Annotated in this window: 16 protein-coding genes; 7 read left to right on the plus strand and 9 right to left on the minus strand. The window is 35.0% G+C overall.

Features of this window, described 5'->3' with window-relative positions; genetic code table 11:
* Positions 1-7: 7 nt before the first annotated feature.
* From METIN_RS02135 to METIN_RS07705, 4 genes are read right to left on the minus strand one after another with little or no spacing between them, the layout of a single operon-like run.
* A complete protein-coding gene (locus METIN_RS02135; RefSeq protein WP_013099843.1) occupies positions 8-1,528 on the minus strand; it encodes an acetyl-CoA carboxylase biotin carboxylase subunit in 1,521 nt (506 codons plus the stop codon).
* A gap of 12 nt (positions 1,529-1,540) precedes the next feature.
* Positions 1,541-1,780, minus strand: a complete 240-nt coding sequence (locus tag METIN_RS02140; RefSeq protein WP_013099844.1) for a DUF2097 family protein — start codon at positions 1,778-1,780, stop codon at positions 1,541-1,543.
* Positions 1,777-2,286, minus strand: a complete 510-nt coding sequence (locus tag METIN_RS02145; protein WP_013099845.1) for a nicotinamide-nucleotide adenylyltransferase — start codon at positions 2,284-2,286, stop codon at positions 1,777-1,779. Before METIN_RS02145 ends, METIN_RS02140 begins: the two co-directional genes overlap by 4 nt.
* Positions 2,283-2,453: a hypothetical protein gene (locus METIN_RS07705; RefSeq protein WP_013099846.1), complete on the minus strand. Its 171-nt coding sequence runs from the start codon at positions 2,451-2,453 to the stop codon at positions 2,283-2,285. The genes METIN_RS02145 and METIN_RS07705 overlap by 4 nt, the downstream gene beginning before the upstream one ends.
* A gap of 83 nt (positions 2,454-2,536) precedes the next feature.
* On the opposite strand from METIN_RS07705, the gene uppP reads away from it, so the two are divergent.
* Genes uppP through METIN_RS02165 form a run of 5 tightly spaced genes read left to right on the plus strand, consistent with a single transcriptional unit; the run spans position 2,537 to position 5,416 of the window.
* Entirely contained in the window at positions 2,537-3,289 is a 753-nt protein-coding gene (uppP, locus tag METIN_RS02150; protein ID WP_013099847.1) for an undecaprenyl-diphosphatase UppP, read from the plus strand.
* On the plus strand, positions 3,268-4,023 hold the full coding sequence (locus tag METIN_RS02155) for a pantoate kinase (RefSeq protein WP_013099848.1): 756 nt from the start codon (positions 3,268-3,270) through the stop codon (positions 4,021-4,023). Before uppP ends, METIN_RS02155 begins: the two co-directional genes overlap by 22 nt.
* Entirely contained in the window at positions 4,020-4,844 is an 825-nt protein-coding gene (locus METIN_RS02160; protein ID WP_013099849.1) for a TatD family hydrolase, read from the plus strand. The genes METIN_RS02155 and METIN_RS02160 overlap by 4 nt, the downstream gene beginning before the upstream one ends.
* Before the next feature lie 3 nt (positions 4,845-4,847).
* A complete protein-coding gene (locus tag METIN_RS07530) occupies positions 4,848-5,021 on the plus strand; it encodes a CooT family nickel-binding protein (protein WP_013099850.1) in 174 nt (57 codons plus the stop codon).
* A 2-nt stretch (positions 5,022-5,023) separates the two neighbouring features.
* Positions 5,024-5,416: a Zn-ribbon domain-containing OB-fold protein gene (locus METIN_RS02165; protein WP_013099851.1), complete on the plus strand. Its 393-nt coding sequence runs from the start codon at positions 5,024-5,026 to the stop codon at positions 5,414-5,416.
* Here the strand turns inward: METIN_RS02165 and METIN_RS02170 are convergent.
* Entirely contained in the window at positions 5,400-6,767 is a 1,368-nt protein-coding gene (locus METIN_RS02170) for a phosphoadenosine phosphosulfate reductase domain-containing protein (RefSeq protein WP_013099852.1), read from the minus strand. The two genes, METIN_RS02165 and METIN_RS02170, sit on opposite strands and share 17 nt — an antisense overlap.
* 91 nt (positions 6,768-6,858) lie before the next feature.
* On the opposite strand from METIN_RS02170, the gene glnA reads away from it, so the two are divergent.
* On the plus strand, positions 6,859-8,199 hold the full coding sequence (gene glnA, locus METIN_RS02175; RefSeq protein ID WP_013099853.1) for a type I glutamate--ammonia ligase: 1,341 nt from the start codon (positions 6,859-6,861) through the stop codon (positions 8,197-8,199).
* Between the two features lie 50 nt (positions 8,200-8,249).
* Here the strand turns inward: glnA and METIN_RS02180 are convergent, their stop codons facing one another.
* The 4 genes from METIN_RS02180 to METIN_RS02195 are packed head-to-tail and all read right to left on the minus strand — an operon-like array spanning position 8,250 to position 11,689.
* Positions 8,250-9,275 carry a branched-chain amino acid ABC transporter permease gene (locus tag METIN_RS02180; RefSeq protein WP_013099854.1) on the minus strand — a complete coding sequence of 342 codons (1,026 nt, stop codon included), beginning with the start codon at positions 9,273-9,275 and terminating at the stop codon, positions 8,250-8,252.
* Between the two features lie 15 nt (positions 9,276-9,290).
* On the minus strand, positions 9,291-10,205 hold the full coding sequence (locus METIN_RS02185) for a branched-chain amino acid ABC transporter permease (RefSeq protein ID WP_013099855.1): 915 nt from the start codon (positions 10,203-10,205) through the stop codon (positions 9,291-9,293).
* 10 nt (positions 10,206-10,215) lie between these two features.
* Positions 10,216-10,929: a branched-chain amino acid ABC transporter ATP-binding protein gene (locus METIN_RS02190; protein ID WP_013099856.1), complete on the minus strand. Its 714-nt coding sequence runs from the start codon at positions 10,927-10,929 to the stop codon at positions 10,216-10,218.
* The gene (locus tag METIN_RS02195; RefSeq protein WP_013099857.1) at positions 10,922-11,689 is read right to left on the minus strand and encodes an ABC transporter ATP-binding protein; all 768 of its coding nucleotides are present in this window, start codon (positions 11,687-11,689) and stop codon (positions 10,922-10,924) included. The genes METIN_RS02190 and METIN_RS02195 overlap by 8 nt, the downstream gene beginning before the upstream one ends.
* A 110-nt stretch (positions 11,690-11,799) precedes the next feature.
* Between METIN_RS02195 and METIN_RS02200 the strand changes: the two genes are divergently transcribed.
* Positions 11,800-12,960, plus strand: coding sequence for a chloride channel protein (locus METIN_RS02200; protein WP_013099858.1), 1,161 nt, complete (start codon positions 11,800-11,802; stop codon positions 12,958-12,960).
* Positions 12,961-12,992 lie beyond the last annotated feature (32 nt).

A 12,992-nucleotide genomic window follows, 5' to 3' on the forward strand; every position in this document is an offset into this window, starting at 1 on the left:
TCTCACTTTACTTATTCTCTTTAAACTTTATTGGACTATCTTCTCCATTTTCTCTAACAATTTGGGATATATATAAAGATAACCCTGCTGAGAGAGCAGCTATCTCTTTTCCTCTCTCAAACACCTTCTCAGAGAGGACAGAGTAGAGATCTCTCGCCTCTAACTCATATTTAACTATCTTATCCTTAAGCTCTTCAAACTTCTTCTCAATGTAGTGGGTTGAAATATTTCCTTTTAAGAAATCTTCTTCCTCTAAAACAGCTCTATGGAATGGAATGTTTGTTTTAACTCCAACTATCACATATTCTTTTAAAGCTCTTCTCATTCTTGCTATAGCCTCTTCCCTATTCCTTCCATAGGTTATTAACTTGGAGATGAGAGGATCATAGTATGGTGGAATCTCTGCTCCTCCACAGACACCACTGTCCAACCTAACCCCTGGACCTCCTGGAGATCTATAGAGCTTTATTTTTCCAGGGCTTGGGACAAAGTCATTTAATGGATCTTCAGCATTTATCCTACATTCTATAGCATGCCCTCTAAATTCTATATCTTCTTGGTCATATTGTAAAGGTTCTCCAGCAGCTATTTTTATCATCTCTTTAACAAGATCTACTCCAGTTATCATCTCTGTAACTGTATGCTCAACCTGTATCCTTGTGTTCATCTCTAAGAAGTAGAAGTTTCCATCTTGATAAAGGAATTCAACAGTTCCAGCACTGTCATAGTTAATAGCCTTCCCAGCCTTTATGGCTGATTCTCCCATTCTCTCTCTTAGCTCTTCAGTCATGATTGGTGAAGGAGCCTCTTCTATTAACTTCTGATGCCTTCTCTGTATTGAGCATTCCCTATCTCCTAAGTGTATAATCTTTCCAAACCTATCTCCAAGTATTTGAATCTCTATATGTCTTGGATTTTCTAAATACTTCTCAATAAAGATAGTTGAATCTCCAAAGGCATTTTGAGCTATCAACTTTGTAGATTCTATAACTTTCTCTAACTCTTCCTTAGAGTAGGCTACACTCATTCCCATTCCTCCGCCTCCTGCGGAGGCTTTAACCACTACAGGAAAGCCTATAGCTTCAGCAATTTCTATAGCTTCATCTACATCTTCAACAGGGCCATCACTACCAGGTAAAAGAGGAACTCCTGCCTTTTTCATAATTTTTTTAGCATTTATCTTACTACCCATAGCCTCTATAGCATCAGGATGTGGGCCTATAAACTCAAAGCCAGCCTTTTTTACAGCCCTGGCAAAGTTGGCATTCTCTGCTAAGAAACCATAACCTGGATGTATGGCATCAACCTTAGCCTTCTCAGCCACATGTAGGATAGCATCAATATTTAAATAACTCTTAGGAGCAGGAGCTGGGCCAATACAGTAAGCTTCATCAGCTAAGCTAACATGTAAGCTTCTCTTATCAGCTTCTGAGTAAACAGCTACTGTTTTAATCCCAAGCTCCCAGCAGGCTCTTATGATTCTTATAGCTATCTCTCCTCTATTGGCAATTAAAATCTTGTTGAACACAACTATCCACCTTTAATAGAATTCTATAACTTTCCTCTCTCCATCTTTAATATGGACAAACTCTAAGAGATCTTCATAAATTTCTTCTAAGTTAAACTCAACATCACCAAATTTTTCAGTCTTTAACTTTATATATCCTTTTTCAAATATCACTAAGTAGCCTTCAACAAAGGCTCTTCCTATGTGGATCTCTATGAAGTCTCCTTCATCTATATTTTCTTCAATATATTTTATAAGCTCATCAAGTTTCATAACTTATCACTCTCTAAGAGGCTTCTTAATCTATTAACCCCATCAATCTCCTCTATAACCTCAGCCACTTCCTTAGGGACTAGGTTTTCCCAAGGCTCTCCTGAGAGCATTCTTCTCCTTATCTCCTCTCCAGAAAGCTCTTTCCTATTAAACATCTGTGGCCTCTTAACCTTATAGTTTCTCTCTTTAAATAGAACCCTAACTAATGGATTTCCAGAATAGACCACATCAAACTTAGGAGTTAGAGATTCTACATAAGAAACCCAGAGGGAGTTAAATTCAATATCCTTTATTGGAATGACATAAAAAGGGAAATTATATTTTCTCAAGGTTTTAGAGATCATTAATATCCTTTCTCCAGCTGTGAAGGGATTGTCTAAGCTATGGCTTTTCTCAGCACTACCAACAACTATAATTAACTCATCAACCTCCTTCATTATACTTAAGACAACATTTAAATGTCCATTATGAAAGGGTTGAAATCTTCCAACCAATAAGCCTCTCATAGTGTTCCCTTAATTTTCTCATTGGCTTCCTTTAACTTTTTATATAGCTCTTCATACTCACTATAGTTTAGGTTTAGCTCTTTTAGGAGTGAAATAATAGTTTCAAAATGCTCCTCTGTATGCTCTAAAACATGTAAAAGCTTTTTTATTAGTTTCTCCCTTTCCATATTTTAGCACCAGTAAAAATATTTATACCAAAATATAATTTTTGTCTGACATTGTTTTTATAAGTTTTTTATGAGGAAAGATAATGACCATTATAGATATTATTATTGTTTCTATAGTTGAGGGACTAACTGAATTTCTTCCAGTCTCTTCAACAGCTCATTTAATAGTGGTATCAAAAATTTTAAACATAGCTCAGACTCCAGAGTATATAACATTTGAAATAGTTATTCAGCTCTCTGCTCTTTTAGCACTAATTTATAGATATAAGGATTATAAGGACTTAAACATTTGGAAAAAAGTTTTTTTAGCCTTTCTTCCTATAGCTTTCACTGGCTTTCTATTCCATAAAATTATTTTTTCTCTTTTTAGCTCTATCTTAATAGTTGTCTTTACTTCAATAATTTGGGGCTTAATCTTTATAGTGGTTGAGAAAATTAAAAAAGAAAAAATTAAAAGTTTAGAAGAGGTTAATTATAAAGAGGCTCTAATAATTGGCATCTTTCAAACATTCTCTCTAATCCCAGGAACTTCAAGATCAGGATCAACCATTGTTGGAGGTCTTTTATTGGGGTTAAAGAGGGAAGTGGCTACAGAGTTCTCCTTTTTGTTGGCTATTCCAACAATGACTGCAGCTACAGCCTTCACCATCTACAAGAATGTTAGCTATTTAACAGTCTCAGATATAAATATAATTATCTTAGGTTCTTTACTCTCTTTTATAACAGCTTTAATAAGTATTAAGCTATTTTTGAAGTATGTAAAAAACCATTCCTTAATTTTATTTGGAATCTATAGGATAGTGTTTGGGATAATATGTTTGTTCCTGCTCATATAACAGGATTCTTTTCTATCCATATAGATAGAGAAGTTTTAAAAACTGGCTCTAAGGGGGCTGGAATCACTCTAAATAGGGGAGTTAAGATAGAGGTTAAAGAAGGGAGGGGAAGGATTTATTACAACAACAAGAAAGTAGATATTTGTCCTGTTAAAAAGCTTCTACCTGAAAATTTTGATCTCTTCCTCACCTCTCCCTTTCCTTTAGCCTCAGGGCTTGGGATGAGTGGAGCTTCAGCCTTAGGAGTGGCTAAGCTCTTCTATAATAACTTCTTAGAAAAGGCTCATACCTCTGAAGTTCTCTGTGGCACAGGGTTAGGGGATGTGATAGCTCAGTATGTTAAAGGCTTTGTTATAAGACTAAAGCCAGGACTTCCATTTAAGGTTTTAAAGATTAATGTTGATAAATATGTGGTTGTTGATGTCTTAGGAAAGATGGAAACAAGAGAAATTATTAAAGATAACATTAAAAAAGAGAGAATAAATAGAGTTGGAGAGAGATGTTTAAATGAACTTCTAAAGAAACCAACAATAGAGAACTTTATGAAGCTCTCTTATAGGTTTGCCCTTGAAACAGGGTTAATGGATGATGAGATTAAGGAGATGTGTAAAACTGTAAAAAATTCTTCTCAGTCCATGCTTGGAAAAACCTTCTTTTGTGTAGTTGATAGAGATGAGATAAAAGAGGTTTGCTCAATTTTAAATGATCCAATTATTTGTAAGGTGATAAATTGATCATAACTGATAACCATGCACATGTTGATAATGAGAGGGGCTTAGGAGCTATAAAAGTGGCTAAAACCTTTTACAATGCTGGAGGTAGAGTTTTAATTTTACTGAACAAGCCAACCTTTGATGGAAACTTAACCGAGTCTATGGATATCTTAGTTAAAGATATAGAGAAGATAAATAAAGAAACCAAGGTTAAAGCCTTTGGCTTAGTTGGAGTTCACCCTGCTGAAATCACTTATTTAAATCAATATATGCCTTTGGAGAAGGTTAAGGAGAAGGTTATTGAAGCTATAGACTATGCCTCTTCCCTTGTAGAGAGCTATGACTTCTTAGTGGGCTTAGGAGAGGTTGGTAGGCCTCATTACCAAGTTCCAAAGGAAATAATAGAGGTTTCAAATGAGATATTAAAGTACTGTATGGAGAAGGCTAAAGAGTTAGATTGCTCTATCCAGATACATGCTGAAGCCTCTTCTGAAGAGCAATTTAAAGAGTTCAGTGAAATGGCTAAATCTGTAAATTTAGACCCTGAGAGAGTTATAAAGCATCACTGTGGAGACATGGTTTTAGAGGGGGAGAAGTATAAAATATTCCCATCAATCTTAGCCAATAGGGTTAATGAGGAGCTAATTAAAAAATCTCTAAGGTTTGTTATGGAAACAGACTATATAGATGATCTAAAAAGACCTGGAGTAGTGTTGGGAATAAAGACAGTGCCAAGGGTTACTAAGAAACTCTTACAGAAAGGGGTTTTAGATGAGGAAAAGGTTTATAGAATTCACAAGGATAATATAGAGAGAATATACAAGATAGAGTTAGAGGTGTAAATAATGTGTAACTTCAACCTCTACTACAATGGAGAGTTAGTTATGGAAGATGTAATGTTAGTTGAAAAGTTAGAAGAAAAAGTTATAGCCATAAATCTCTTTGGAGAGAAGAAAGAGCTTAAGGGAGAGATAAAAAAGATAGATGTCAATAACAATGAAATCATTGTTGAGGGATAAAAATGGTTGTTAGAAGCTGGAGGCACATAAAGGAAAGATATAACTTAGTTGGAGTTAAGTGCTTAAACTGTAACACTATTTACTTCCCAACAAGAGAGATATGTCCAAAGTGTAGAAGAAAGACTAAGTTTGAGCCAATTAAGTTAAGTGGTAAGGGAAAGGTTTATAGCTATTCGGTTGTCCATGTACCACCAAAAGAGTTTGAAATGCTTTCCCCCTATGTTGTAGCCATTGTAGAGCTTGAGGAAGGGGTTAAAGTTACTGGGCAAATTGTTGATTGTAAGCCAGAGGATGTTTATATAGGAATGCCAGTTGAAGCTGTCTTCAGAAGGATAAAGGAAGATGGTGAAGATGGGGTTATAACCTATGGCTTTAAGTTTAAGCCTTCTTCCTAACTCTCCAAGTTCCTCTTCTAATCTCTTCTTCAGAGAAGAACTTTTTTAATACTTTCTCGAATCTCTCCCAGAGTTCAGGATAGAATTTTTTAACTCTCTCTATTTCTCCCAATCCCATGGCTGGGCATAGGTAACAGCCAATTCTATCAAAGCCCTTCTCATAAAGCTTATTGTAAGGAGCTTTTTCCTTCAAAAGGAAGAGCCAGACATGTAAAGAGCTCCAGTGAAAGATTGGATAGGCATTTATCTGTTTCTCTATATAGGTGTTCTTTTCTATCAACTTTTTCTTAGCTCTACTGTAACTTTCATACTTTCTCAGCCCAAGAAATGAAAGAACTTCTTCCTTCACATACTCTTTTAAAGGTTTAAGCTTTAACTCTTCTGAGCACCATCTATAGTCTCTCCCAGGAATTCCATACTTTTCAACAAGCTCCCAAAAGCTAAGCTTTGGCTTAAGAACTTTAATATCTAAGTTAAATTTGTTCTTAACCTCTTCAACATTCTTAAGAGTTTCAGGGAACTCTAAGCCAGTGTCTATAAAGATGACTTCAAAATTTTCCAAAGCCTTTAAGCATAAAATTAAGGTTGTTAAACTATCCTTTCCTCCAGAGTAAGGGACAATAATCTTTTTATTAATTTTTTTAGCTGTATTCCTAATGAAGCCTATAGCATTTCTCTCATACTTCTCTACAACTTCCTTGTTAGCTTCAACCATAACCTTAAAAGCTTCTTCCAAGTCTCTATACTCTCTTTCCCCTCTCTTTTCATCCTTTAAGATTCCCCTAACCTTAACAACTTTTCCCTTCTCCATCTCCTTAGCTTCCTCAGAAGAGACTTGAGAGAGGCCAACACCTACAACTTTATTATCTTCATCTAAAATTATTACATCATCTCCTCTCTCAAACTCTCCAATTTCTAAAATCCCTGGCCTTAATATTGAGATTTTTTTATTCTTTAGTAAGTCTAAAACCTTATTTTCAACCTTAACAAATTTTTTAGTTTTTCCTATGTCTAAGGCTCCATAAGGCTTTAATTTAACTTTCCAGCCATTGTTATAATAGATTAAATATTTAACAACTCCATCCTCTATGATCTCATAACTCTCCTCTTCACTTGGTATTTTATTAATTAAAATTACTTTTTTCCCACTTAGTGGTTCACTTCCATACTCTTTTTTTATAATTGAGTTTATAAACTCTATATCATACTTAAATCCAATTCTTGCGTCTCCTGGAGGAGTTAGCTTAACACTAAAACTTTCCTCTCCACAAACACCACATCTTTTACCAATCAGTGGAACATTACAGTTTTGACACCACTTTACATGAATTTTCCCAATGTAATTTTTCATATTATCCCCCAAATGAAACCGTAAAATATTTATATAGGGAAGTAGGAAACTTATTTCCAGAATATTTTTTACAGCTGATAAGGGTGAAAGGATGAATATTGAGCAAGCAATTGAGTATATAACAAAGAATAATGTTAAGTTTATAAGGTTTCAGTTTGTTGACATCTTAGGCTTCCCTAAGAATGTTGCCTATCCTGTTAAGGGTGGAGAGAAAGGGTTAGAGGAATTAAGAGAAATCTTAGAAACTGGAGTTTGGTTTGATGGTTCCTCAATTACTGGTTTTGTTGGAATACAAGAGTCTGATATGTTATTAAAACCTGATCTCTCAACCTTGTCTGTTTTACCATGGAGACCAGAGGAGAAGAGTGTAGCAAGAGTTATCTGTGATGTTTATAGAGATGAGAAAACTCCATTTGAAGGAGATCCAAGAAGTAGATTAAAAGCTCTTTTAGAAGAGTTAAAAGAAAAGGATAAAGGAGAGTTCTTTGTAGGGCCAGAACCAGAGTTCTTCTTATTAAAGAAAGATGAAAATGGAAGATGGGTTCCTGCTGATGATGGAGGATACTTTGATGTTGAGCCATTAGATGAGGCTCCAGATATAAGAAGAGATATAGTCTTAGCCTTAGAAAACCTTGGCTTCCATGTTGAAGCTTCCCACCATGAAGTTGCTCCAGGACAGCATGAAGTTGACTTCAAATTTGACAATGCTTTAAAGACAGCTGATTCAGTAGTAACCTTCAAGATGACCATTAAAAATATAGCTAAGAAACATGGATTAAAGGCTACATTCATGCCTAAGCCATTCTTTGGAATGAATGGAAATGGAATGCACTGCCACCAAAGTGTTTGGTTCAATGGAGAGCCATCATTCTATGATCCAAATGGGCCTTACAATGGGTTAAGTGAAACTTGCTTAAGCTACATAGCAGGAATTTTAGAGCATGCTAAAGCTTTAGTAGCTGTTACAAACCCAACAGTTAATTCATACAAGAGATTAGTTCCAGGATATGAGGCTCCAGTTAATATAGCCTGGGCTAACAAAAATAGAAGTGCTATTATAAGAGTTCCAGCTGCAAGAGGAAAGGCTACAAGAATTGAGTTCAGAGCTCCAGATCCAACCTGTAACCCATACTTAGCCTTTGCCTGTATGTTAGCAGCTGGATTAGATGGAATTAAGAGAAAGTTAACTCCACCTGAACCAGTTGAGAAGAACATCTTCAAGATGAGTGAAGAGGAGAAAAAAGCCCTTGGAATTGAGTCAGTTCCATCCAACTTAAAAGATGCTTTAGATGAGCTTGAAAATGATGATGTCTTAAAGAAAGCTTTAGGAGACTACATATTTGAGAAATACTTAGAGATAAAGAGAGCAGAGTGGGACAGCTTCAGAATTTCAGTAACTGACTGGGAGTTAAACAACTACTTAGTCTACTAAAACTCTTTTTTATATTTTTTTATTTAAAATTTAAAAGATTAAAAAAATTATTAGTTCTTTTTTAAGTATTTTTTTACTGGTGGAGTTAATACTGGCCCCTCTGGTAGTAATCCATCTGGCTTATAGTAGAGGATTAAGAGCATAATAACTCCAAATAGTATATAGGAAAACCAGACAGGCTCAAAGGGAATATGGAGGAGATTTTTAATATCATACTTGTAGTAGTCAAGCAACACCTTGAAGATAACATAAATTAGGGTTCCTACAATTATTCCTTTATTATTCCCTTTTCCTCCAAGTAAAACCATTAAGAATGGGAAAAATGTCCATTCTGTTCTTGTGAATGAGTTAGCCACTATATTAGCTGTGTAAAGAACATATAAGGCTCCAGCTATTGCTCCAACCCCAGAGCCTATAGCCATAGCTTTTATCCTTAACATCATTATATCTCTACCAAAGGCTTTAACAGTATTATCATTCTCTCTCATAGCCTTTAAAACTCTACCAAATGGTGTATTTAACAACCTCTCAAAGAATAAATAGACTAAAAAGGCCATAAATAGAACAATTCCAATAAATGCCCATAACCTTAAATCTCCAGGAATGAAGGCTAAGACATCAGGAACAGAGAGGCCAAAGTAACCACCAACTATATTTAAGTCATAGATTGAGATTAAGAAGATGGTTTCACTGATGGCTAAGAGAGTAACCCCTAAGTAGTCTTCCTTTAGTTTAGCACTTGGTAAGATAAAGATGGCTCCAACAATCATTCCACAAATTACTGCTAAGATAATTGAAGCTATCAAAATTAAAAAGCCCATTAGTGGATCATGGGCTATAATTTGGTTGATATTACTAACTGCGTAGGTTGAAGCTTCAACTAAGCTTCCCTTTGTGTTGAAGTATAGTATAAGTAACCTATTTAAAATCCCTCCTACAGCAATAGCTCCAACTAAGACAGAGAGAGCTTTTCCAAAGTTTGGAATTCCTGCATAACCAAATTCTAAGTTTAAAGAGGAGGAAACAATATAGTAAATTCCAAACCATAACAAGATGAGACCAATAAGCTCAATCATTTTTATCCCCTCTTTTTATTGTAAATTCAAAAATCTTTTCTTTACCTTATTCCAGTCTATCCCCATAATTCCCTCAGGAGCCAATAGGAGAACTAAAACCATAATAACTAAGGAAACAACCTTTCCATAAACTAAGAATTGGTTTCCAAAGATTTGTGAGAGATAATAGGTTAATAAACTCTCAGACATCCCTATTATGTAACCTCCAACCAGAGCTCCAGCTATATTTCTAAGCCCTCCCACAATACTGGCGGCAAAGATGGAGATGATTATAAAGCTTCCTGTTGCTGGAACTATCTCTTGCATATATGGAAGAAGACCTCCAGCAACTCCTGCAAGGGCTCCAGATAAAACCCAAGAGAATAGCCTTGTTCCTTCAACATTTATCCCAACTGTTTGAGCCAAGGAAGGGTTTTCCATAGAAGCCCTTAGTGCAATTCCAAACTTTGTTTTATAGAGGAGGATATACAAAGATATTAGTAAAATGGCTAAAACTCCTGTAGAAACAAATAAAATTCCCTTCAACCCTAAAAATGAGAAGTCTAAGTTTGAGAAGACAAACTTTAGTTGAGGATAACCAACTATCTTACTCAAAATTTCTGAGTAAGCTCCTATGAAACCAAATAAAATTATATCTATAGCTAAAGTGGCAATCATTAAGATCTCTACAGAAGCTCCTTTTTTAATTAAAGGTTTTAAGATTAGGTAAGTAATTAAACCAACAAAGCCCCCAACAATAAAAAGGATTGGCAGAGAAAAGTAAGGGTTTATGCCAAAAAGTCTTAATAGTGTTAGAGCTACATAACTTCCAACAATGGCATAACTCCCCTGAGCAAAGTTTGGGACATTTGTGGTTATATAGGTTAAGGTTAAACCCAAAGCCAATAAAACCAATAGGTTGGAGTAAATTATAGCTCCTTCTAATATCATGTTTATCCCTCTACAAAGCTGTTATTCCTAAGGAATACTCTTTAAATTTCTCATGATTTAGGACATCTTCAGCCTTTCCTTCTAAAGCTACTCTACCACTTACAAACATATAGCCAAAGTCACTAATCTCCAAGGCTCTCTTTGCATTCTGCTCAACAAGTAGAACTGTTATTCCATACTCATCTCTCATCTCAGTAATCTTACTAAAGATGACTTCAGCCAACTTTGGAGAAAGCTGAGCTGTTGGCTCATCTAACATTAAGACATTGGCATCTCTAACAATTGCCATAGCCATGGCTAAAAATTGTCTTTGTCCTCCACTTAGAGAGCCAGCCTTTCTTTTAAGTAAGTCTCTAAGCTCTGGGAAGACATTTAAAGCTAATTCTATCCTCTCTTTAAGCTTCTCCTTTGGTAAGATATAGCCAGCTATTTTTAAGTTCTCCTCAACTGTTAAATTGGAGAAGACATTATTAGTTTGTGGTAAGAAAGCTATACCCATTCTCGCTTTCTTGTAGGGGGGAACTTTCTCTATATTCTTATTTTTGTATATGATTTCTCCTGGGTATATTGTAGTTAATCCAAATAAGGTTTTTAAAAATGTTGATTTCCCACTACCATTAGGGCCTACAATTGTAGTTATCTTCCTCTCTCTAATCTTGGCATTAACATCAAATAGGATTTGTAATTTCCCATAGCCAGCATTTAGATTTTTAACATCAATCATAAGAGCCACCCATGTAGATCTCAACAACTTTTGGATCTTTAATAACCTCTTCAACCTCTTTCCCTTTCCCTTCAGCTATAATTTTACCATTAAACATAACATAGAGATGGTCAATATATCTAAGAACAATGTCAAGCCTATGCTCAATAACAAGAAAAGTTATTCCCTTCTTCTTTAACTCCAATATGTGGTTAAAGATATCATGAGCCAATCCTGGAGCTACTCCAGCAATAGGTTCATCCATCACTATTAATTTAGGGTTGGTCATTAAAGCTCTACCAATTTCAACCAACTTCATCTGTCCCCCACTTAGAGAGCCAGCCTTTCTATCATAGAGATGGGAGAGCTTTAAAAATTCTAAGATGTCAAAGGCCTTCTCAACCATTTCCTCCTCTTTGTTGATCCAAGTTTTATACATTAAGGCCTTTAATGGATTCTCTCCTGGGCTTATCTCTCCAATTAACAAATTTTCTAAGACAGTTAGAGCCTTTAAAGGCTGAGGAGTTTGGAAAGTTCTAACTATCCCATAGTGATAAAGCTCATTAGGCTCTTTATTGGTTACATCTCTATTCTCAAAATAAACCCTTCCCTCATCAGCTTTTAGGAAGCCAGTAATTACATTGATTAAGGTTGACTTTCCACTACCATTAGGACCTATTATTAATGTTAACTCCCCTTTTTCTACAGAAATAGACACTCCATCCAAAGCTTTAAATTCACCAAAGTATTTAACAATATTCTCTGTCCTCAAAATTTCCATAGGTATCCCTCAAAAAATAATAAAACTCAAAAAAGAGAAAAACCAATTAATAAAAATTTTATTAACTAATATATATTATTTTCTTTAAAAGCTATTTAGTGTGAAAATTTATGGAAAAGGTATTAAAATTCTTAAAATGGATAGGGATAGCTTCATCTATTGGAATAGTTGGAGGTTTAAGCTCATTACTTTTGAATATACTGATTGAGCATAAAATAAATAATATTTTCCTCCTTCCTTTAATCTTTTTTATTGTTGGTATCTTTATAGATAAGTTTCCAGAGATCAGAAGGACAGGGGTTGATAGGGTAGTTAGTGCTTTAAAGTACAATAAAGAGCTCTCTTTTTTACATGGGATTTTAAAAATCTTACTTACTGGCTTAGTTATCTCTGTTGGTGGAAGTGCTGGAAAGGAAGGGCCATGTGTTCAGGCAAGTGCAGCCTTTGCTGACACACTATATAAAAAATTAAATTTGAAAAATAGAGAACTTGTTCTCTTAACAGGAATTGCTGGAGGTTTAGGTGGAGCCTTCTTAGCCCCTATAGGAGCAGCTATCTTTACATGTGAGATTATAGAAAGGGAAGATTTTAGATATATAAATCTTATCCCTCCAATTATAGCCAGCATTATGGGTTACTTAATTGTTCACTTTGTACTAAAAAAGGATCATCTCATTCATGTCTCAAACCTATCCTATCAAATAAACTTTTTAGACCTTGCTCTTTTTATAGTGGCTGCTCTCTTCTGCACATATCTCTCTAAATTCTATATAAAATTTTATTTAAAAGTAAAAGAGCTTTTTGAGACTAAGTTAAATAACTACACTTCAAGATTAACCATAGCTGGCTTTTTATTAATTCCTATCTTCCTAATAGCTCCAGAAGTTTCTGGCTTAAGCTTAAATTTAGTAGAAAACCTTTTCACAGTAAGTTATCCAATTTATTTATTGGCTTTACTATTAATATTTAAAATCTTTGCCACCTCTCTAACCATTGGCTCAGGCTCCCCTGGAGGGTTAGTTATCCCCTCTATATGCATTGGCTCACTTTCAGGAGCCCTCTTTGCCTCTATCTTTAACTTGGATCCAACTCCCTTTATAGTCCTTGGGATAGCAACAGTTGTTTCAGCTACAACCAACACACCATTGGGAACTATAGTAATATGTACTGAAATCTTTGGCTTTCACCTATCTATCCCAGCAGCTGTTGGAGCTATAATAGGTTATCAATTAACAAAGTTTGAAACACTCTACCATCACTTAAAATTTTAATAAACTATTTTATTTAAATTTATGAATTACAT

This window comes from Methanocaldococcus infernus ME (assembly GCF_000092305.1).
GTDB lineage: Archaea > AGJL01 > Methanococci > Methanococcales > Methanocaldococcaceae > Methanocaldococcus > Methanocaldococcus infernus.